The following is a 20,241-nucleotide window of genomic DNA, read 5'->3' on the forward strand; positions in this document are numbered from 1 at the left end:
CGTCGACGCCGGTCACGTGACGAGACCGGCGGTGTCGATCCTGACGGCGCGGTTGTCGTCGAGATAAATCATGAGCCTGTCTCGGCGCTGCCGGCCGCCTGCCTTGCGGCGAGGGCTTCCGCCCTCTCGGCAAGCGATACGCCGCCGGCGAACCAGGAATGGGGTTCGACTTCCGTCACCACGACGCGGACACTTTCAACCGGCGCGCCAAGCGTCTCGACGATCGTCCGGGTCACGGCCCGCGCCATCGCCTCGATCATCTCACGCGGTCGGCCAGTGGCGATGCGAATGTCTGCGATCGGCATGCCCGCTCCTTTGTCAGCCCGCGCCGCCAAGCACGACGGAGTCGTCGGGCACGAAGCCCTGCTCGCCACCGAGCAACCGGATCGGCTTGTCGTCGCCTTCCTGCCACAGCAGCGCCTCCAATCCGATCTGGAGCGGGTGATCCTGGACGATGAAACTGACTGATCCGCGCTGGCTGCCATTTGCATGCGCGGCCCAGTTGGGGGCCGTATAGGCGATGTCGCCCGCCCCCCAGTAAAGACGCTGGCCATCCACTTCACTGATCTGGTCGCCCTCCATACAGTAGACGATCGCGCTGGAGGTGTGGCGATGCGGAAAGTCGATGACGTCGCCCGGCAGATAGCCCCATGCGGCGAAGAAGGAGTGGGTCGCGCCTTTCAGGCGGCCGGTCGCCGGATTGTATAGCGCGAAGATGCCGCGTCGGCCGAAGTTCCTGTTCTTGTCACCATCGAACATCTCGTGCGCAAACGGAACGATGTCGTCCCATCGCCAATGATGCGCCTGGTTCTCGACAATCTCCGGCGCGACCAGATGCTCGTAGGTCAGCATCTGTGTGCCGTTTTCCAAGAAGATCGGCGGCGGCAGCTTCCGCTCCGGCGAGGCGGCCGTCTCCGATCCGGCCTCAAGGGCTTCCGTATGCGGCACCGCGGGCGCCGCCGCATGCTCGACATAATGGATGCCCATCGTTTCGAGCAGGGCGGCGTTGGAGAAGGTCAGCCACGCAGTCAGTTCGGTGTCGGCGTTGCGATAGGAGAAATAATGCATCGCCGGCGCGTTCCAGACGTCGTTCCGGACGAACCGAATGATCTCGCGACCGATCGTCACCTGGCCGCGCCCGCGCAGGCACAGCGAAACCTCCGCCGCATTATGCCGCATCGGCGCGGTCGTTTCGCCTGGAAGAAGCACGTGCAACTCGCAGGCGATCGTCGGTGCCAGCGCGTGCACGTTGGGCGGCGATTGGGGATGAACCATGCGGACCGCCCTGATGCCCCGGTCCGGCGCCGCCGCCGCCGCGAGATCGTCTATGTGGCGCTCGATATCGGCGCGCCGGACCACGATCGGCGCCCATGGATGCATACCCGGAGCATCGTAGCCGCTGAGATCGGAAAATGTGGCTTCCACGGTGATTGTCCTTGATCTTCTGCCGGGTTCCCGGAGGCGGATGTCAGCCGAGCGCGGCGAGACCCTCTGGCCTGCCAGTCGCGTTGATGATCTGAAGCTGGGTGAACGCCCGCAACCCGTCGTCGCCGGACTCCACGCCGAGCCCGGACTCCTTCGCGCCGCCGAACGGAACGCTTGGCAGCAGCTCCGAATGCTTGTTGATCCACACCGTCCCACAGTCGAGCCGCGGTGCGAGGGCGTCGGCGCGGTCAGCACCCGTCGACCACAAGGAGGCGCCGAGCCCGAAGCTGGATCGGTTCGCGCGGGCGATCGCCTCGTCGGTCGTTCGATAGGGGAGGACCGGCAGCACCGGCCCGAACTGCTCCTCGTCGACGAGCGGGGTTCCCTCCTCCACGTCCCTCACGATGGTCGGGCTGACGAAGTAACCGGATGCCGGCGCGGCGCGCGACGGGAGCACGGTGGCATAGTCGCGCGCACCGGCGATCAGGTTCCGAACCCGGATGAACTGCGCCTCGTTCTGCACCGGGCCCATCGTGGTTGCGGGATCCAGGCCGTCACCGAGGCGCGCGTCATCGGCCAGGGCCGCCAGCCGGTCGCACATGCCGTCGTACATCGACAGGGGTACGTATAGCCGCTTGATCGCGACGCAGAGCTGGCCGCTGTTTCGAAAGGCGCTCTCGAAGATCTTCGGGGCCACGTGATCAAGATCCGCGTCGTCCAGGACGATGCCGGCGTCGTTGCCGCCAAGTTCGAGCGTCAGCCGCTTCAGCGACGCGGCGGCAGACGCCATCACGTTCTTGCCGGTGGCCGTCGAGCCGGTGAAGGACACCTTGGCCACGGCCGGGTGGCTGGTCAGGAGCCCGCCCAGATCGTTGGCATCGGCAATGATGTTGAGCACGCCTGGCGGAAGCAGGTCTTTGATCAGCGCGCCGATACGCAAGGTAGTCAGCGGTGTCGTCGCGGCCGGCTTCAGGATCACCGTGTTGCCGGCGAGCAACGCGGGCGGCACCTTGAAGCCGATGATGCTGATCGGATAGTTCCACGGCGTGATCGCCGCGACCACCCCGAGAGGCCGCCGTCGCGCGACCACGCGGCGGGCGGACGAATCCACCAGTATGTCAGGCGCGAGCGAGCGGGTGGCGAAGTGCCGGAACGCCTCGACCGCGCGCGACACCTCTACTCTCGCCTGCGCGATCGGCTTGCCCTGTTCTTGGGTCAGCAGCGCGGCGAGCATTTCGCGCTCGCGGTCGATGACATCAGCGATCGCGACCAGCATCGTCTGCCGCACCGCGAACGGGGTGTCGCGCCAGAGCGGAAATCCCGCGGCGGCACTGGCGATCGCGAGATCGAGCTGAGCGCGCGACGCACGCGGCGCTCTGCCGACGATCTTCAGCGTTGCCGGATTGACGATGTCCATGACGTCGTCGCCCGGCACCAGTGCTCCGCCGATCAGCAGGCTGAAATGGTCCGTCACTGCTGGTGCTCCTACCGGCCGGGCCACTGCGGAGGATCGATGAACAGCAGCTCCTCCGTCACCGAATAGGCGTCGGCGTAACCGCAGCGGGCGAGGGGACGCGCCTGCGCCGTGTCGAACTTGCCGTCGACGATGTAGTCGCGATTGATGTGAACGCGCACGACCTCACCGAGGATCAGCGTCCAGTTCGTCGCGACCTTGTCCACGCCCGCCAACGTCACGACCTGGGTAAGCCGGCACTCGAAGGCGGCCGGGCTCTCCGCGACGCGGGGCGGCCGCACCAGATCCGACGGGATCTGCTCAAGCGCCGTGATCTCGAACTCGCTATGGCCGGGCCGGGCATCGATCGCCGACAGGTTGACGCTGCGCGCGAGGGCCGCCGTGGGAAGATTGTACACGAACTCGCCCGTCGCAAGGATGTTGCGCTGGCTGTCTTTCACGCCCTGACTGGAGAAGCCGAGCAGCGGCGGCTTGTTACAGAACAGATTGAAGTAGCTGTACGGCGCCAGATTGGCTTTTCCGTCCGCGTCCACGGACGAGATCCAGCCGATCGGCCGCGGTGCCACGATCGCCTTGAGCGGGTCGAACGCCAACCCATGCCCTTCGATCGGCACGTAGCTGTGGAAACGCTCGCGATCGTGCGTCTGGTCGGTGGGGGCCGGTCTCACTGCAAGGTCTCGCTCTCCAACGGTCTGGGCCCGGCCGACTGCCGCCCCCGGCGATCCGACATCGCCGCGCATCCAGGTGGTGCGAAACCTTGGAGGAGATATCGGAACTAACCCCCGGAGGCGGAACCCGCATTTCGCGAAAGTCTCTCTTCTGCGGATCAGCATCGCGCGACGCTGCCGGCCGCGCCCATTACCAGCGCGGCGAAAAACACTCTTTTGCGGGGCATGGGTTGAAGGCGTGCACCGTCCGCAAGATTGTTGCGTGGCTGACGATCAACGGCGTTCGTCCATTTTCGCATACTGCAGATGGCATGTGGAGGGCGGCGAACTCAGAGAGCGGTCGCGGAGAAAATAGAGGGAGGATGTATGAAAAGAGTATCGCGCCGCTTACGTCGGCTACAATTGTCTGCGCTCGGCTCCGCGTCATTTCTAGGGTTGGCCTCTCCTGTCTTCGCGCAGTCGGCGACACCGCCGGTCGCTACCGAGGCTTCGACACCCGTCGCATCCGCTGCCGCTTCTGACGATCCGGCCGTGGCGGAATCCGGGCTGCAGGACATCGTCGTCACCGCGCGCAAGCGGGAGGAGCGGCTGCGCGACGTGCCGGTCGCGATCGTCGCTGTGTCGGGCGCCACGCTGTCGCAGAACAACGTCGTCCGCCTGACCGACCTGACGACGCTTGTGCCGAACTTCCAGCTGTCGCTTGCCGCCGCCGCGCCTGTGGCCGCGATACGGGGTTTCGGCACATACGGCACCACCTTCGCCCAATCGGTCGGCAAGTTCACGGACAATATATCTTACGGCCGCGACGTTCACGCCCGCCTCCCCTTGTTCGATATCGAGCAGCTGGAGGTTCTGAAAGGCCCGCAAGTGCTGCTGTACGGCAACAGTACGACGGCGGGCGCGCTGAACATCGTGACGAGGCGGCCCGGCACGACGTTGAGCGCGGACGGATCGGCGTCTTACGAGTTCAATTACAATGAAACGCAGCTTGACGGCGGCGTCACTGTACCGCTGAACGATTGGGCGAGTGTACGCGCGGCCGGCTTCCTCCAGCGTCTCGACAAGGGCTGGCTCTTCAATACCATCAACGGACGATATGATCCGCGGCTGCGGAACTGGGCGGGGCGCGTTTCGCTTCGGCTTACGCCGGCATCCGGCACCACCGTCGACCTGAAGGCGGAGGTCGATCGCACGGCGGACTATGGTTCGTCGTTTCAGCCGATCACGCAAGGCACCAATCCGGCCCGACAACTTCCGGACGTCACGCTCGATGACCGCCATGTCGATCCCTATAATACGGCCCCGTTCTTCGCCAACGAGTTCCAGAAGGTCAGAAATCAGACCTATCAGATGACCGTGGCGCAATCGATCGGCGATGATATCCTTACCTCCACGACCGGCTACGTCGACACGAGCGTCGCAAGCAACGTCAACAGCCCATCGGGAAATCCGGATCTGGCGGTAGCCCTCTTCATCAAATATCGTCAGTTCAGCCAGGAGCTTCGCTATAGCGGCGAAGTGGGTATATTGTCTTATACTGTCGGCGGCTACTATGAGAATTACCGTTTCGATGGAGTGACGCTGACGAACTTCAACCTTCCATTCTACCGTTTGCCGGCGCCGGCCGTCGGCAAGTACACATCCTTGTACCAGCGCAGCGACAGCTATTCCGGCTTTGCGGATCTGACGGCGAACGTCACCAGCAAGCTGAGTATCAGTGCCGGCGCGCGTTACTCGATCATTCGTCAGAAGAACGATCAATCCGCGCTGGCCACGAACCTGGTCCCGTACATCACCTCCGGAACGACGCGCGATACCTTGCTGTCGTTCGTCAATCCGGCGCGCAACGCCGTGCTGGCAGGTGCGCTCAACTCGATTGTCCACACGTTCGAGGACATCCCTGTGCGGGAAAATCACTTCCAGCCGCAGGTGATAGCCCAGTTCAAGCCGAACAGCCTCACGATGCTCTACGCCAAGTTCGTCAAAGGCAACAAGGTGGGCGGCGTCGACATCAACTATAGCGGATCGGCGGCGACGGGTGCCACGCCGCAGGGCGCCCGCTTCGGGCCGGAAAGCGCCAATTCGTACGAGGTGGGCATCAAGGGCGTTTCCAGCGATCGCAAGCTTGAATATTCCCTCGACGGCTTCTGGTCGACCATCAAGAACCTGCAGACATCGTCCTTCATCGGGAATACGGTGTTCACGACCAATGTAGGCAAAGCACAATCGCGTGGCGTCGAGGCGACCTTATCCTATCGTCCTGTGCCTGACCTGAGGCTCGACGTGAGTGCCAATTACCTCGACACCGAGTTCCAGGACTTCCCTCGCGGCGTCTGCACCGTCGCGCAGGCGAACGCCACGCCTGCGGGGACGGCGTGCCAGCAGAATCTCTCAGGCAGGCCGACCCCCTATTCCTCGAAGTTCAGCGGCACCGTGGCCGCCACCTATACGCGGGAGATCGGTGGCGTTGTCGGAGAGTTCGGCCTGGCGGCACAAGGCCGCACCAGATATAATTCGACGACGACCAGTATCGATCCCCTCGGCGATCAGAAAGGATTCGTCCTGCTCGATGCGAATCTCAGCCTGTCTTCGCTGACGAAGAGCTGGAAATTGTCGCTGTTCGCGCGAAACCTGACCGATTATCAGTTCAAGGAATATGGAACGGCGACGCCGCTGGTGCCGGGTGCGTTCAGTGTGTTCATCAGCCGTGGTCGCACGGTCGGCCTGCGTCTCAGCACTCACTATTGAGCGAGCCGGAAGCTTCAGGCGAGCCGACTGCTCACCCGACGCCTCTCATCGCGCTCGTTCGAGAAACGAAAGACAGAAGTCCGTTTTTCGAAACAAGCGCGCTATCCCGGCACTTTCCGGCGCGCACCCCGCCAACCTTGCTGACGGGGGCGCGATCCCGCCATCGCGCGGCGACGGGAACCATGCTAGGCGAGGCTTGCTCCCGTCAAAGGGGGCGCGGCCATGGGACAGGATATCGTATGACGGCATCGACCGGCGCCGCCGTGTCTTCCCGCGTCGCCACCGATTTCCTCGAACTGGAAGTCTTCGTCGCGGTCGTCGAAGCCGGCGCCTTTTCCGAAGCCGCCCGGCGCCTCGGCCTATCCCCGCCCAGCATCAGCCGGCATATCAGCGCGCTGGAGGCCCGCCTCCGGGCGAAGCTCATCCAGCGCAATACGCGTACCATTCTGGTCACGGAGGCGGGTTCCGTCTTCTACGCCAAGATACGCCCCGTGCTGGAGGATCTTCAGGCAGCAGAGGCGGAGGCCTCAAGTTCAAAGGTCGAGGCGCGGGGGCACCTGAAAGTCTCGCTCAGCGCCGGCGTCGCGCTCAGCTTCATCAATCCAAATCTCCCCGAATTTCTCAGAGCCTACCCGCAGCTCCGGGTCGAGATCATGCTGACCGCCGAACGTCGCGACATGCTGAAAGACGGTATCGACCTCGCCATCGCGAGCAGCAACGATGTCAACATCAACGCCACGCCCGGTTTTACCGCGATCTTCCTGGCCCGCCTGAAGACCGGCATCTATGCGTCACCGGCCTATCTTGCGGCGCACGGCACTCCTGTCGAACCGGCCGATCTCCAGTATCACAACTGCCTGTGCGGGCGGACCGACACGTTCAACGAGCTCTGGCCGATGCAATCGTCCGAGGGCATCAAGCCAGTCCGCGTTCGTGGCAGCCTGATCGCCGACAGCGGCGACCTGCTGCTCGAGGCGGTTCGCAACGACATCGGCATCGCCATGCTGCCGAGGCACTATGTTCAGGCCGCCCTCGTCGAGGGCGAGGTCGTCTCGGTCCTTGAAGGTCATCTCGCCCAGACCCACACGCTCTATGCCATCGTGCCGGACAGGGCCTATCTGGCGAAGAAGGTGGGCGTGTTCGTCGATTTCGTCCGGCGGTGCTTCAATGGCGCGACCACATTGGAAATGGTGGATCCCGGCGCGGGCGAAGACCGGCCCCAGCACCGTGACGGAGAGAGACTGAAAGCCGCTGAATGAACCGCCGTCGCGCACGGCCTGTGGGGGCGAGCTGCCGCTTCGGCCCAGATGGCAGGGTACGAAATTCACTCTTCCGCGACCGCGCGTAGCGCAAGTATTCCGATTCATCGAAGACGATCCGGCGAACGATGCGGCCGTCGGATCACCCGGGCCGGCCGACCAGTAAGAGATCAGGCTTCCCTGCGATGCACGGCAATTTCTTCGAGGATCTGACGGTCGGCAGACGCTTCCGGCATCCGACCCCGCGAACCTTAACCAGTGGCGATGTGGCGCTCTATATCGGCCTCACGGGCGCGCGACAGCCGCTGGCCTGTTCCCGCATACTCGCGCAGCGGATGGGTCATGTAGACTGTCCGATCGACGATCTGCTCGTCTTCAACATCGTGTTCGGCAAGACCGTGCCCGATATCTCGCGCAATGCGGTGGCGAACCTGGGCTACGCCGACGTCCGCTTCCTGGCGGCGGTCCGCGTCGGCGACACGATCCGCGCCGAGAGCGAGGTGATCGGCCGGCGGGAGACTGCCCGCGGCGATGCCGGCATCGTCTATGTCCGCACCCAGGCGTTCGATCAGGACGAAACGCCCGTCTGCAGCTTCGTGCGCTGGGTGATGGTGCGCAAGGCGGCCACGGGCGGAGAGCCGTGCGAAGCCCAGGTGCCGCATCTTCCGACCATGGTTGAGCCGGACCGTATCGTCCCGCCGCCGCCTGTCGATGGCGCCGCGCTGTTCGACGCGTCGCAGTCCGATCGGGGATGGGAAGACTATGCGGTAGGGGAGCGGATCGACCACCCGGACGGGATCACGATCGATCCCAGCGACCATACCCTCGCGACCAAGCTCTTCCAGAACAATGCGCAGGTTCATTTCGACGCGCTGCTCATGTCCGGCACCGGCCACGGCCAGCGCCTCGTCTATGGTGGCTTCGTGATGTCGATCTGCCACGCTCTCGGGTATGACGGGCTTGAGAACGCCTTCGCCATCGGCGCGATCAACGGCGGCACGCACGCGGCGCCGGTGTTCGCCGGCGATACCCTCTACGCCGCGACGCTCATACTCGATCGCTTCGCGCTACCGGGGCGGAGCGACGTCGGCGCGATCAGGATCCGCCGGATCGGGCTGAAGAACGTCCGCCCGGAAGGGCTGGACCTCGCATCGCTCTCGCCCCGCGAGCGGCACCCCGCACTGGTGCTCGACCTCGACCATACCCTGCTTTTCCCGTCATCATCCCTCTTGCGCAACGAGCCCCGCCGATGAGCGACACCGTCCACCCCCGCGATGCTCTCTTCGATGGCGAGGCGGGCCTGCCGACGATCCCGACCTGCGAGCATTTTGCCGGAAGCGACAAGCTGATCCGCAAGGCGTTCGATCTTCAACGCCGGCTCGGCCGCATCTTCGACGTGACATGCGATTGCGAGGACGGCGCCGCCGCGGGGCAGGAGGAGGAGCACGCACGCATGGTCGCGGCGTTGATCGCGTCGGAGGAGAACCCCTTCGACATGGCCGGCGCGCGCATCCACGATCCCGATCACGCCGCGTGCCTGCGTGACGTCGATCTGCTGCTGGAGATCGCGGGCGAACGGCTCGCCTATCTCACGATCCCCAAGGCGACGTCGTTCGAGCAGTTGCAGCGCGTCCTCGATCATATCGGCTCGCGGCGCGAGGCGCTGGGTATCGTCCGCCCGATCCCCATTCACGTGTTGATCGAGACGCATGGGGCGCTGGCCGACGTTGCGAGGATCGCGGCGCTGCCCGCTGTGGAGGTGCTGGACTTCGGACTGATGGACTTCGTCAGCGCGCATGCCGGCGCCATCCCGGCCAGCGCGATGCGGAGCCCGGGCCAGTTCGACCACAGGCTGATCGCACGCGCCAAGGCGCAGGTGGCGGCGGCGGCCCTCGGCCACGGCGCGATCCCGGCGCATAATGTCTGCCTTGACCTGAAGAACGCCGATCAGGTCCATGCCGATGCGCGCCGCGCCCGCGAGGAATTCGGCTTTCTCCGCATGTGGAGCATCCACCCCATGCAGATCGAGCCGATCGTCCGCGCCATGCAGCCCGACTTCACCGAAGTCGAGACCGCGGCAGCGATCCTGTCGGCGGCCGCTCGCGCGTCGTGGGGGCCGATCCAGCATGCCGGCGAGCTGCACGACCGCGCGACGTATCGCTACTTCTGGAACCTGCTCCAGCGCGCGCACGGCGCCGGGATGACTCTGCCGGAGGAAGCGGCGGTGTTCTTCGCATGAGCGGGGAGCATGAGGGCGGGCCGTCGCTCGCCGCGCCCCTGGCGGGCATCCGGGTGATCGACCTGACCACGGTCATGATGGGGCCTTACGCCACCCACCAGCTATGCGCTCTCGGTGCATCGGTGATCAAGGTGGAGCCGCTCGGCGGCGATTCGATGCGCGCCGTGGGTCCGATGCGTAATCCTGCGATGGGGCCGATGTACCTCAACGCCAATCGCGGCAAGAAGAGCATCGCGCTGGATGTGAAATCGCCGGACGGTCTCGCCGTGCTGCACGAGCTGCTCGCCGGGGCGGACGTGTTCGTCTCGAACGTGCGCTCCGGCGCGCTTCGGCGGCTCAAGCTGGACAGTGCGACGCTGCGAGGCAGCTATCCCGGGCTGATCCACGCCGTCGCCAACGGCTTCGGTTCCGGCGGCCGGTATCATGATCGCCCGGCCTATGACGATCTGATCCAGGGTCTCGCCGGCATTCCCTGGGCGGCGGCGGGAGCCGCCGACGATGGAGTGCCACGCTACGCCGCGGCGACCGTTGCCGACAGGGTCACGGGCCTCGTGCTCGCGAACGCCATCCTGGCGGCGTTGTTCGCGCGTGGGAAGGATGGCGTCGGTCGCTCGATCGAGGTGCCGATGTTCGAGACGATGACGAGCTTCGTCATGGGCGATCACCTTGGCGGCCTGACGTTCGAGCCGCCGAACGGACCGCCCGGATATGCACGGCTGCTTACGCCGGGGCGCCGGCCCTATCGGACGAGCGACGGCTTCGTCTGCGCGGTGGTCTATACCGACGCGCACTGGCGGGCGTTCCTCGCGATGATCGGCCGGGCGGAGTTGTTCGACGCCGACGCGCGCTTCGCCACGCTGGGCGATCGTACCGCCCATATCGACGAACTCTATGCGCTGGTCGCGCAGGAGATGCCGCGCCGCACGACGGCGGATTGGCTACGACTGTTGAACGCGGCAGACATACCCGCCGCGCCGATGCACACGCCGCAGACGCTGCTGAGCGATCCGCACCTCGGCGATGTCGGGTTCTTCGAACATGTCGAGCACCCGACCGAGGGCGCGTTGACGCAGATGCGCTATCCGGTGCGCATGGCAGACACTGATCTTCCCGCCGGAGAGCCAGCGCCGCGCATCGGCGCGCACAGCCGATCGATCCTGCGCGACTTGAGCTATGATGACGCGGCGATCGATCGCCTGTTCGCCCGCGGCGTCGTCACCGGCCCTGCGGCGGGCTAACGGCCCTGCCGCCCGCCGGCGAGCTCCCTGAACTGCGTGGCAAGCGCCTTGGTGCCCTGCGCGAAGGTCGCGACATCAGATCCCACTGCGACGAAGCTGACACCGAGTTCCACCGAGCGCATGAACGAGGGCACGTCGCCGGCAAAGATGCCGACCCGTCTGCCCGCGCGCACGACGCGCACGATCGCCTCGTCGATGACGGCGCGAACCTCCGGATGGGTCGGCTGGCCGATCAGACCCATGTCGGCCGCCAGATCGGAAGGCCCGATGAAGACCGCGTCGACGCCGGGCACGGCCGCTATCGCCTCGATGTCGGCGATAGCGCGCCGGGTCTCGACCTGTGGGATGAGGCACAGCTCGTCCGCCGCCGTGTGGAGATAATCCTTCACGCCGTTCCACCGTGACGCGCGCGCCAGCGAAGCGCCGACGCCACGAACGCCGTGCGGCGGATACCGGCTCGCGGCGACGATCGCCGCCGCCTGCTCGGCAGTGTCGACCATCGGCAGCAGCAGCGTCTGCGCGCCGATATCGAGCAGTTGCTTGATGAGCCAGGTCTCCGCCGTCACCGGCCGGACGATGGTCGGTACGTCGCGACAGCCCAGCGCCTGGATCTGCGGCAGGATCGACCTGAGATCGTTGGGTCCATGCTCGCCGTCGATCATCAGCCAGTCGAAATCGGCCTCCGCCGCGATCTCGGCGGTGTAGCCGTTCGCAAGCGCCATGAAGAGCCCGATCGTCGTCCTGCTGCTTTGGAGCATCCGCTTGAAGCGGTTGAGGCGGGGAGGGATCATGCGGCCTCTCAGCTGAAGTGGAACGAGACGGTGCCGCACGGGCCGAAGTCGGCGAGGAAAGTGTCGCCCTTCCTGCCGTCGATCGGGCGAATGAACGAACCACTGAGCACCGTCTGCCCCGCCTCGATGCCGTCTCCATAGCTCGTCAGACGTTCTGCCAGCCACGCGATGCCGTAAGCGGGATGGTTGAGGACGCCGGCCGCGACCCCCGTCTCTTCGACCTGCCCGTTGCGGGCGCAGATTGCGGCGATCCAACGCATATCGAGCGCGTCGGGCCGCTGCGGCCGCCCGCCGGTGACGATTGCACCGTTGGCGGCGTTGTCTGCCACGGTATCGACGATCTTGCGCGTGACCCCCGTATCGGGATCGACCCGCTGCGCGCGCGAGTCGAGGATCTCGATCGCCGGCTGGACGAACTCGGTCGCGTTCAGCACGTCGTGGATCGTGCAGCGCGGCCCGGCGAGTTTCTTCTTCATGACGAAGGCCAGCTCGACCTCGATGCGCGGCGCGATGAAGCGTCCGGTCGGCACCTCGGCACCGTCGGCATAGAACATGTCGTCCAGAAGGTAGCCGGAGTCCGGCGTGGTGATGCCGACCGCAGCCTGCATCGCCCTGGACGTCAGCCCGATCTTGTGGCCCCACACCTCCCGACCTTCTGACCGCTTGATGTCCATCCACGCATGCTGAACGCGATAGGCGTCGTCCATCGTCATGGCGGGATGCTGCAGCGAAAACATGCGGATGGGTATGTGCGTCCGCTCGGCTTCGTGCAGCGCCCTTGCAGCGTCTGCTACCGCATCGGCAGGCAGGGTTTCGACGGGGGCTCTCATCCGGGTGGCAACTCCTTGGGGCGGGTCAGGGCTGGCGCATGCCACCGAAACAGGGCGTCGCGCCGTCCTTCCCGCGCTGCCCGGCAAACGAGGCCGGCGCCCAACTCCGTCGATGTTCGCGTGTGCGGGGACAAGCGCCATCCGGCGGAAATGTCTTGTTCGTCGGCCGGAAGATTGGCCGGGCGGACGCATCCCGCGTTCGGACGGCCAGCGAAAATCTGTTTTCCGCAACCTCTCATGCGCGAATGGCTCCGGGCAGCCTAACCTCGTCACCGTCTGCGCTGTCGATCGATCGGTCGCAGCCTTCGAACCGGCTCTATCGAGGTTTTACAGTGAAGCTTGCCGCAATCATGTCACCGGGCGGGCCGCGATCGGCATTGGTCGTCAACGATTTCGTGCTCGATCTGGCGCGATCCGGCGCGCTGCTGCCGATCGCCCGCTGGATCCCGACATCCACCGACACTCTGATCGCCGGGGGAGCCGAGGGGCTCGACATCCTTCGACGCATTGAGGATGCGCTACGCGCGGCGGCGCAGACGCTTCGCGACGACATGATCGAGACAGGCGTGCTAACCCCCCTGTCGTCCGCGCGGCTGGCGGCGCCGGTTGCGCGGCCCGGCATCCTGCTCTCCCACGCGCGAGCCTATCATTCGCATCTCGCGGAAATGGAAGGTGCCGCGCCACCGCCGCGCTATCCGGCCGGCTTCATCAAGAACGTGCACGCGATCGTCGGGCCGGACGCGCCGATCCGCTTGCCGCGCGCGGCCCCGTCGATGGTGGACTTCGAGGGAGAAGTTTCGATCGTCTTCTCGCGGCGGTGTCATGGCGTGAGCCCTGCCGAGGCGCTGGATCACGTGCTCGGCGTGACGATCGTCAACGACATGTCCGCCCGCGACTGGGTCGAGGAGATGAAGACCTTTCCGGACCGCAACCGGATGGGCAAGCAGTTCCCCACCTTCGCCCCAATGGGGCCGTGGATCGTCACACTCGACGACATCGCCGACATCAACGACCTGCACATGACCACGCGTGTGAACGGGGAAGTCATGCAGGATTCGCGCACGAGCGACCTGATCTGGCCCTTGTCCGACCTGATCTCCTACTACTCGCACTGGTATCCGTTCGAGCCTGGCGACGTGCTGACGACCGGCAGCCCGGCTGGCGTAGGCTATGGTCGCGACCCGAAACGCTTCCTTGAACCGGGCGACGTGGTCGAGATCACGGTCGACGGCGTCGGCACCCTGTCCAATCCGATCGCGGCCGAGTCATGACGGACTGGATCGACCTCTCCGCCGCGGCGATTGTAGCGGCGCGGGATTATGTCCGTGCCGCCAAGCTGCAGGCAGGCGCCGCGATCGCGCCGGACGGCAGGGTGATCGGCACCGCCGCCACGCGATCGCAGCGACTTCTGCACGGCTTCGCATGGATCGCCACGACCGTGGAGGCGCTCGCCGCCCTGGCGGAGTGGGCGGCGCGGGCGCGGGACGGCGGCCGGTTCAGCGAAGTGGACGCACTCGTCCTGCGCATCGCGAGCGGCGAATATCTCGCGCAGCTGCTGGGTGGCGTGCCGATGAGCCAGAACGAGTTGGCGCGCCCGCGCGAACTGGGCCTGGCGGAGGCGGCGGACACTTTGGGCCGCAGCGAAGCGGTCGCCCATTTCCTGGCCGATGGCAACACCGCCGAGGCGCGCGCGGAGCTTGCTCATCGCCTGGCCGAAGGCGAACAGCCCGATGAGCGGTTCGGCGACGAGTTGCTCGATATGATCCGCGACCAGTTCCGCGCCTTCGTCGCCGATCGCATCGCGCCGCACGCCCATGGTTGGCATCTGGCGGACGCGCTCATCCCGCAGCCGATCATCGACGAGATGGCCGCGATGGGCGTCTTCGGGATATGCATCGAGGAGGCCCATGGCGGCCTGGGACTTGGCAAGCTCGCCATGTCTCTCGTGTCCGAGGAACTGTCGCGGGGCTGGATCTGCGCCGGCTCCCTGGGCACGCGATCGGAAATCGCGGGCGAGCTGATCGGTGCCGCCGGAACGGAGGCGCAGAAGGCCCGGTGGCTGCCGGCGCTCGCCGCGGGCGCGGTGCTGCCGACGGCGGTGTTCACCGAGCCGGACACCGGATCGGACCTCGCCGCGGTGGCCACGCGCGGCTACCGCACGCCGGCCGGACGCTGGTCCGTCACCGGCGCGAAGACGTGGATCACGCACGCCTCGCGATCCGATCTCATGACGATCCTGTGCCGCACGGCGCCCGGTTCGAACGGTTACGAGGGATTGTCCATCCTGCTGGCATCGAAGACGCGCGGCAGCGATGCCGCGCCGTTTCCGGACGATGGCCTGGACGGTTCCGAGATTCCGGTCCTCGGCTATCGCGGGATGAAGGAATATGCCCTGGCGTTCGACGGTTTCGGTGTCGGGGACGGCAGCGGCGGAGACGGATTGCTCGGCGGCGTCGAGGGGCAGGGCTTCCGGCAACTGATGCACACGTTCGAAAGCGCCCGCATTCAAACGGCTGCACGCGCCGTCGGCGTCGCGTGGAACGCGATCGACCTCGCGCTGCGCTACGCGCTCGATCGGCGCCAATTCGGCCAGCCGCTGATCGTCTTTCCCCGCATCGCCGACAAGATCGCGCTCATGGTGGCGGAGACGGTGATGGCCCGCGAGCTCACCTACCGCTCCGCACGCCGGAAGGACGAGGGCCGGCGATGCGACATCGAAGCGGGCATGGCCAAGCTCCTCGCGGCACGCGTCGCGTGGGTGAGCGCCGACCTGAACGTCCAGATACATGGCGGAAACGGCTACGCGCTGGAATATGAGGCCAGCCGATTACTCTGCGACGCGCGCGTCCTCAACATCTTCGAAGGTGCCGCGGAGATCCAGGCCCATGTGGTGGGACGCGGCCTGCTCCAGCCTGACCCATGAGGCTCCGCGGATCGCCCAGCCGCGCACGCGGGACATCCTCTCGGTAGCGCAGCGGGCCTTGCGTCCTTCGTGCAGCAGTCACGCTGGCTGAGACAGGGCTGCCCTGCTGACCACTAGATGTCCCAGGCGAATATCGGTTCTGACGGTGCTGTCAGTCTAATGCGAACCCGCCTCTCCATGATGCAGCGGGATCTTTGAAGCTGGCGGCCTAGCTCACGGTCGACCCACTAGGCGCTAGAGTGGCGCCAGCTGGTGGAGTGGCTTAACTCTCGGGCATGAATGACACGCCCGAGCTATACGTCAGCACCTTCAAAGTGCCGGCAAACATGCTGCTGAGCTGGCGGGCCGCCGTCGAGCTTGTGTTCGCCGAGCGCGACCTGAAAGCGGTGCCCCGCGCAGGCCTGGACGGCGTAGTCCAGCACGTGCTCGGCCGTCGCTGGCGCGCCGAGCCGGTCGAATACGTCTACCTCATCGCGCCGCCGCGCGACATCCGCGCCCGCCTGAGCGTCCACGGCTACACTGAGCAGCACTGCCGGTCGGAGTGCCGCTTGATCAACTCGAAGTCACCGCCTCGGCGCATCGCGGCGACAGGCGCATCGTTCAGTACGAGAACGGCACCATCATCGTGGAGGTCGGCGGAGCGCCACTTCCGCAGGCCTTGCCCGTTCTGCGCGAGATCGCTGCCCAAATCGGCGGCTCGCTGCTCAACGGTGTGGGAGGCATCCGCAATACCCGACAGCTAGGTGCCGAGATATTGATGGTGCTGCAACCAAGAGGGCTCCGTACCAGCCGCGGTGATCCTGCCGAGTGCTTCACTGGCTAAGGAGCGTGTTGAACTAGTAACACACCAAGTAATAGTGTAGAAAATCTTGGTGCACTGGCTTGGCGGCCAATCGCACCATAAACAGGTTGTAACCGCAATTAAATTTGGGCTGACCAGACGTGTTACTCGGTCGGTTTAGGTCCTACGACTTCTTCAAGACTGTGCGTGTTTTTGGACTTGATCCGGAACCGCGTGCCTTGGCGCGTGCCGTTCCGGTCGTTTGACCAAAAGCTATTGCCGTGAACAAGAATGAGATTTGGTAGCGGACCTTGTCTGAGCTTCGTCCGCGGGCTGGAACTCCAACGCGATGTTCCTGGAGCTGGCGCGGCGATCGGGCGCCAACATGGGCGAGTATATTCAAGCGGCCGAAGCCTATATGCGGCTGGCGCTGAAGGCGCAGGCGCAATGCCGGGCGACGCTGGAGACGTTGGCCAACACTAAGAACCCGCCCGTCGTGTATGTCCGCCAGCCTGGCTGGCGGTCTCCACCTGGCGGACGGGCGCGGTGACGGCGCGCTCCTGCGGCTGGGCGCGCGGCGGCGCCGGCTCCGGATCGTTCGGCGGCGGCGGCACCGGCTCGGCGATCGAGATGACGCGGAAGACGGAGGGGACGCGGTGCATCACGTCCGTCGCGAGGCCGCTGATAAAGGCATAGCCGATGGCGAGATGGACGAGCGCCACCGCCGCGACCGGCTTGAGGCGTGAAAAGGCAGGCTGATCGACATAGGCCATGACGCATCCCTCCATACGGGTGCGTCGTCGAGGCGAGGGCTTTCGTCTCGCGACGCAGTCTCCGGAAAGAGAGGCTGCGCGCGAGACGATCGGTCGTCAAGCCGTGCGGCAGGCGGGGTGATCCGAAACGGCGCGGCTCAGCCGGCGGCCGCCACGTCCACCGGCTTGCGGCCGCGCTTTACCATCAGCTTGTTGAGTGCGTTCACATAGGCGCGGGCCGAAGCGACGAGCGTATCGTGGTGCGCGCCCCGCCCGCGCGTGGTGCGGCCATCCTCTGCCAGCAGCACTGAAACCTCGGCCTGCGCATCGGTGCCGCCGGTGACGGCGTGGACCTCGTACCGCTCCATCACCGATCGATCGTGCGGCACGATCTGGTGGATCGCGGCGAACAGCGCGTCGACCGGGCCGTTGCCGCGGGTGACGGCGATCTTCTCCTCGCCATCCACCTCCAGGGTCAGGATCGCGCGGGCCGGGCCGGTGCCGCAGTAGATCTCGACCTCCTTCACCTGGATCGCGTCGTGCCCGCGCAGCACCTCGTCGTCGACGAGGGCGACGATGTCCTCGTCGAACACCGCCTTCTTGGCATCGGCCAGCGCCTTGAAGCGGACGAAGGCATCCTGGAAGGCGTTGTCGCCCAGATCGTAGCCAAGCTCGACCAGCTTGGCGCGGAAGGCGGCGCGGCCGGAATGCTTGCCCATGACGAGGTTGGAGGTGGCGACGCCGACGCTCTCCGGCGTCATGATCTCGTAGGTGGAGGCATCCTTGATCATCCCGTCCTGGTGGATGCCGCTCTCGTGCGCGAAGGCGTTGGCGCCGACTATCGCCTTGTTCGGCTGCACCTGGAAGCCGGTGATGCCGGAGACGAGGCGGCTGGCGCGGGTGATCTCGGTGGAGACGATGTTGGTGCGGGCGGGCATCACGTCGGCCCGCACCTTCAGCGCCATCGCGATCTCCTCGACGGCGGCGTTGCCGGCGCGCTCGCCGATGCCGTTGATCGTCGATTCCACCTGTCGCGCGCCCGCCATCACCGCCGCCAGCGAGTTCGCGACGGCGAGGCCCAGATCATTGTGGCAGTGGGTGGAGAACACGGCCAGATCGGCGTTGGGCACGCGGCCGATCATGTCGCGGAACATGCGGCCATAGGTTTCGGGCGTGGCATAGCCCACGGTGTCCGGCAGGTTGATCGTGCGCGCGCCGGCGGCGATCGCCGTCTCGATCGCGCGGGCGAGGAAGTCGGGGTCGGAGCGGGTGGCGTCCTCGGCCGACCATTCGACGTCCGGGCACAGGTTGCGGGCGAGCGAGACGGTGCGGGTGATGGCCTCGATCACCTCCTCCGGGCTCTTGTTCAGCTTCACCCGCATGTGCAGCGGCGAGGTGGCGATGAAGGTGTGGATGCGCGGCCGGCGGGCGTGACGCACCGCCTCCCACGCGCGCTCGATATCGGCGGCGGCGGCGCGGGCCAGGCTGGCGACGCTCGCGCGTTCGCACTGCCGGGCCACTTCGCTCACCGCCGCGAAATCGCCCTCGCTGGCGATGGCGAAGCCGGCCTCGATGATGTCAACGCCCAGCGTTTCCAGCTGCGCGGCGACCTGCAGTTTCTCCTCGAGGTTCATCGAGCATCCGGGGGACTGCTCGCCGTCGCGCAAGGTGGTGTCGAAGATCAGGATGGTGTCGGTCATGCCAGTGTCACTCACGGTGCCTGCCTATGGGCAGGATGGTCTGTTCGGTGCGGAAGACCCCTAGACGCCGTGGCTCGAAGCCCATTGCGGGCCGAGCGAAATCGCGCGCCTAAGGGCGCGTAAGTCGAAGCAGGAGAAGGCCGGCGTGGCGGAACATGGCCGCCCTTATAGCGCAGGCCGGGCGCGCGCGTCCATCCGCTTTCGCCGATCGAGTCGCGCCTTGATCTGGGCGACGGTGTGGCCGCCGGCCACGCGCCACGCGGGCGCGACGGCGGCGAGCGGGCGGACCACGAAGCCGCGTCCGGCGAACGCGGCGTGCGGCACGGCGAGGGCGCCCGGCCGCGCCCGCCGCTGGCCCGGCGGCCAGCGCCCGCCGGACCAGAGGATGATGTCCAGATCCAGCACGCGCGGGCCCCAGCGCCGGCCACGGCGGCGGCCGAACGCCCGCTCGGTCCGCTTGAGCAAGGCGAGCAGGGCGGGCGGATCGAGCGGCGTCCGCACGATCGCGGCGGCGTTGGCGAAACCGCGCCCGGCGGGGCCGAGGGCGGCGGTGTGGATCGTGGGGGATATGGCCGCGACCTCCACCCCCGCCGCCGCCAGCGCCGCCAGCGCGGCGGCGATCACCCGCGCCGGCGAACCGTGGCGGCCGTGGCGCCGGTTCGATCCGAGCGCGATCGCGTAGCGGTGGATCGGTGGTTCCATGCCGGCCCGCCTGCCCTTAAGGCCGCGCGATGACCAGCATCATTCTTGCCGATACCGACGCCGCCGAGCCGCCGCGCGACTGCCCGCTCTGCCCCCGCCTCGCGGAGTTCCGCCACGTCCAGCAGGCGGCGCATCCGGACTGGTTCAACGCGCCGGTGCCCGCCTTCGGCGATCCGGCGGCGTGGATCGCGATCGTCGGCCTGGCGCCGGGCTTGCAGGGGGCGAACCGCACCGGGCGGCCGTTCACCGGCGACTTCGCCGGCATCCTGCTCTACGAGACGCTCGTGAAGTTCGGCCTGGCGGAAGGCGTCTATGCCGCGCGACCGGACGACGGGCTGCGCCTGACCGGCGCGATGATCGTGAACGCGGTGCGCTGCGTGCCGCCGCAGAACAAGCCGACCCCGCTGGAGATCAAGACCTGCCGCGACTTCCTGACGCCGGCGCTGGCGGCGCTGCCCAATCTGCGGCTGGTGGTGGCGCTGGGCGCGATCGCCCACCAGTCGGCGGTGAAGGCGCTGGGCGGGCGGCTGCCAAAGGCGCGCTTCGGCCATCTGGCCGAGCATGCGATGCCGGGCGGGCTGACCCTGATCGATAGCTATCACTGTTCACGCTACAACCAGAATACCCGCGTGCTGACGGCGGAGATGTTCGAGGCGGTGTTCGCCCGCGCGCAGGCCTTTCGCCCGGCGGCCGCCACATTTCAGGCCTGAC

18 protein-coding genes are annotated in these 20,241 nt (G+C 66.4%); 9 read left to right on the plus strand and 9 right to left on the minus strand.

Annotation, left to right across the window (positions count from 1 at the left end):
- Positions 1-68: 68 nt before the first annotated feature.
- The 4 genes from GNT64_RS00775 to GNT64_RS00785 are packed head-to-tail and all read right to left on the minus strand — an operon-like array spanning position 69 to position 3,639.
- Positions 69-305, minus strand: a complete 237-nt coding sequence (locus GNT64_RS00775; protein ID WP_156677801.1) for a tautomerase family protein — start codon at positions 303-305, stop codon at positions 69-71.
- Positions 306-318: 13 nt separating this feature from the next.
- Positions 319-1,425, minus strand: coding sequence for a cupin domain-containing protein (locus GNT64_RS21460; RefSeq protein ID WP_231639165.1), 1,107 nt, complete (start codon positions 1,423-1,425; stop codon positions 319-321).
- Positions 1,426-1,468: 43 nt separating this feature from the next.
- Positions 1,469-2,899 (minus strand): aldehyde dehydrogenase family protein, encoded by a 1,431-nt coding sequence (locus GNT64_RS00780; protein WP_231639166.1) that lies wholly within the window; start codon positions 2,897-2,899, stop codon positions 1,469-1,471.
- Between the two features lie 11 nt (positions 2,900-2,910).
- Positions 2,911-3,639: a flavin reductase family protein gene (locus GNT64_RS00785; protein WP_156677802.1), complete on the minus strand. Its 729-nt coding sequence runs from the start codon at positions 3,637-3,639 to the stop codon at positions 2,911-2,913.
- A 294-nt stretch (positions 3,640-3,933) separates the two neighbouring features.
- Between GNT64_RS00785 and GNT64_RS00790 the strand changes: the two genes are divergently transcribed.
- The 5 genes from GNT64_RS00790 to GNT64_RS00810 all read left to right on the plus strand — a co-directional run bounded on the left by GNT64_RS00790 (position 3,934) and on the right by GNT64_RS00810 (position 11,051).
- Positions 3,934-6,315 (plus strand): TonB-dependent receptor, encoded by a 2,382-nt coding sequence (locus tag GNT64_RS00790; protein ID WP_197277213.1) that lies wholly within the window; start codon positions 3,934-3,936, stop codon positions 6,313-6,315.
- 239 nt (positions 6,316-6,554) lie between these two features.
- Positions 6,555-7,574: a LysR family transcriptional regulator gene (locus tag GNT64_RS00795; protein ID WP_197277214.1), complete on the plus strand. Its 1,020-nt coding sequence runs from the start codon at positions 6,555-6,557 to the stop codon at positions 7,572-7,574.
- A gap of 185 nt (positions 7,575-7,759) precedes the next feature.
- Positions 7,760-8,827 (plus strand): MaoC family dehydratase, encoded by a 1,068-nt coding sequence (locus GNT64_RS00800; RefSeq protein ID WP_156677805.1) that lies wholly within the window; start codon positions 7,760-7,762, stop codon positions 8,825-8,827.
- Positions 8,824-9,813 (plus strand): HpcH/HpaI aldolase/citrate lyase family protein, encoded by a 990-nt coding sequence (locus GNT64_RS00805; RefSeq protein ID WP_156677806.1) that lies wholly within the window; start codon positions 8,824-8,826, stop codon positions 9,811-9,813. Before GNT64_RS00800 ends, GNT64_RS00805 begins: the two co-directional genes overlap by 4 nt.
- A complete protein-coding gene (locus GNT64_RS00810) occupies positions 9,810-11,051 on the plus strand; it encodes a CaiB/BaiF CoA transferase family protein (protein ID WP_156677807.1) in 1,242 nt (413 codons plus the stop codon). The genes GNT64_RS00805 and GNT64_RS00810 overlap by 4 nt, the downstream gene beginning before the upstream one ends.
- Here the strand turns inward: GNT64_RS00810 and GNT64_RS00815 are convergent.
- Complete coding sequence (locus GNT64_RS00815; protein WP_197277215.1) at positions 11,048-11,842, minus strand: aldolase/citrate lyase family protein; 795 nt, start codon at positions 11,840-11,842, stop codon at positions 11,048-11,050. The genes GNT64_RS00810 and GNT64_RS00815 overlap by 4 nt on opposite strands.
- Positions 11,843-11,850: 8 nt before the next feature.
- Positions 11,851-12,672: a 2-oxo-hept-4-ene-1,7-dioate hydratase gene (hpaH, locus tag GNT64_RS00820; protein WP_156681346.1), complete on the minus strand. Its 822-nt coding sequence runs from the start codon at positions 12,670-12,672 to the stop codon at positions 11,851-11,853.
- A 155-nt stretch (positions 12,673-12,827) separates the two neighbouring features.
- On the opposite strand from hpaH, the gene GNT64_RS00825 reads away from it, so the two are divergent.
- The 3 genes from GNT64_RS00825 to GNT64_RS00835 all read left to right on the plus strand — a co-directional run bounded on the left by GNT64_RS00825 (position 12,828) and on the right by GNT64_RS00835 (position 16,338).
- On the plus strand, positions 12,828-13,943 hold the full coding sequence (locus GNT64_RS00825) for a fumarylacetoacetate hydrolase family protein (protein ID WP_197277216.1): 1,116 nt from the start codon (positions 12,828-12,830) through the stop codon (positions 13,941-13,943).
- Complete coding sequence (locus GNT64_RS00830) at positions 13,940-15,595, plus strand: acyl-CoA dehydrogenase family protein (RefSeq protein ID WP_156677809.1); 1,656 nt, start codon at positions 13,940-13,942, stop codon at positions 15,593-15,595. Before GNT64_RS00825 ends, GNT64_RS00830 begins: the two co-directional genes overlap by 4 nt.
- A 275-nt stretch (positions 15,596-15,870) precedes the next feature.
- Entirely contained in the window at positions 15,871-16,338 is a 468-nt protein-coding gene (locus GNT64_RS00835) for a hypothetical protein (RefSeq protein WP_156677810.1), read from the plus strand.
- A gap of 517 nt (positions 16,339-16,855) precedes the next feature.
- On the opposite strand, the gene GNT64_RS00840 is transcribed toward GNT64_RS00835, so the two are convergent.
- The 3 genes from GNT64_RS00840 to folK form a co-directional block, all read right to left on the minus strand.
- Complete coding sequence (locus GNT64_RS00840) at positions 16,856-17,149, minus strand: hypothetical protein (protein ID WP_156677811.1); 294 nt, start codon at positions 17,147-17,149, stop codon at positions 16,856-16,858.
- Positions 17,150-17,286: 137 nt separating this feature from the next.
- Positions 17,287-18,828, minus strand: a complete 1,542-nt coding sequence (locus GNT64_RS00845) for a 2-isopropylmalate synthase (RefSeq protein WP_156677812.1) — start codon at positions 18,826-18,828, stop codon at positions 17,287-17,289.
- Between the two features lie 165 nt (positions 18,829-18,993).
- Entirely contained in the window at positions 18,994-19,530 is a 537-nt protein-coding gene (gene folK / locus GNT64_RS00850) for a 2-amino-4-hydroxy-6-hydroxymethyldihydropteridine diphosphokinase (RefSeq protein ID WP_156677813.1), read from the minus strand.
- Positions 19,531-19,559: 29 nt separating this feature from the next.
- On the opposite strand from folK, the gene GNT64_RS00855 reads away from it, so the two are divergent.
- Positions 19,560-20,240, plus strand: a complete 681-nt coding sequence (locus tag GNT64_RS00855; RefSeq protein ID WP_156677814.1) for a uracil-DNA glycosylase — start codon at positions 19,560-19,562, stop codon at positions 20,238-20,240.
- Position 20,241 lies beyond the last annotated feature (1 nt).

It is taken from the genome of Sphingomonas profundi (genome assembly GCF_009739515.1).
Lineage (GTDB): Bacteria > Pseudomonadota > Alphaproteobacteria > Sphingomonadales > Sphingomonadaceae > Alterirhizorhabdus > Alterirhizorhabdus profundi.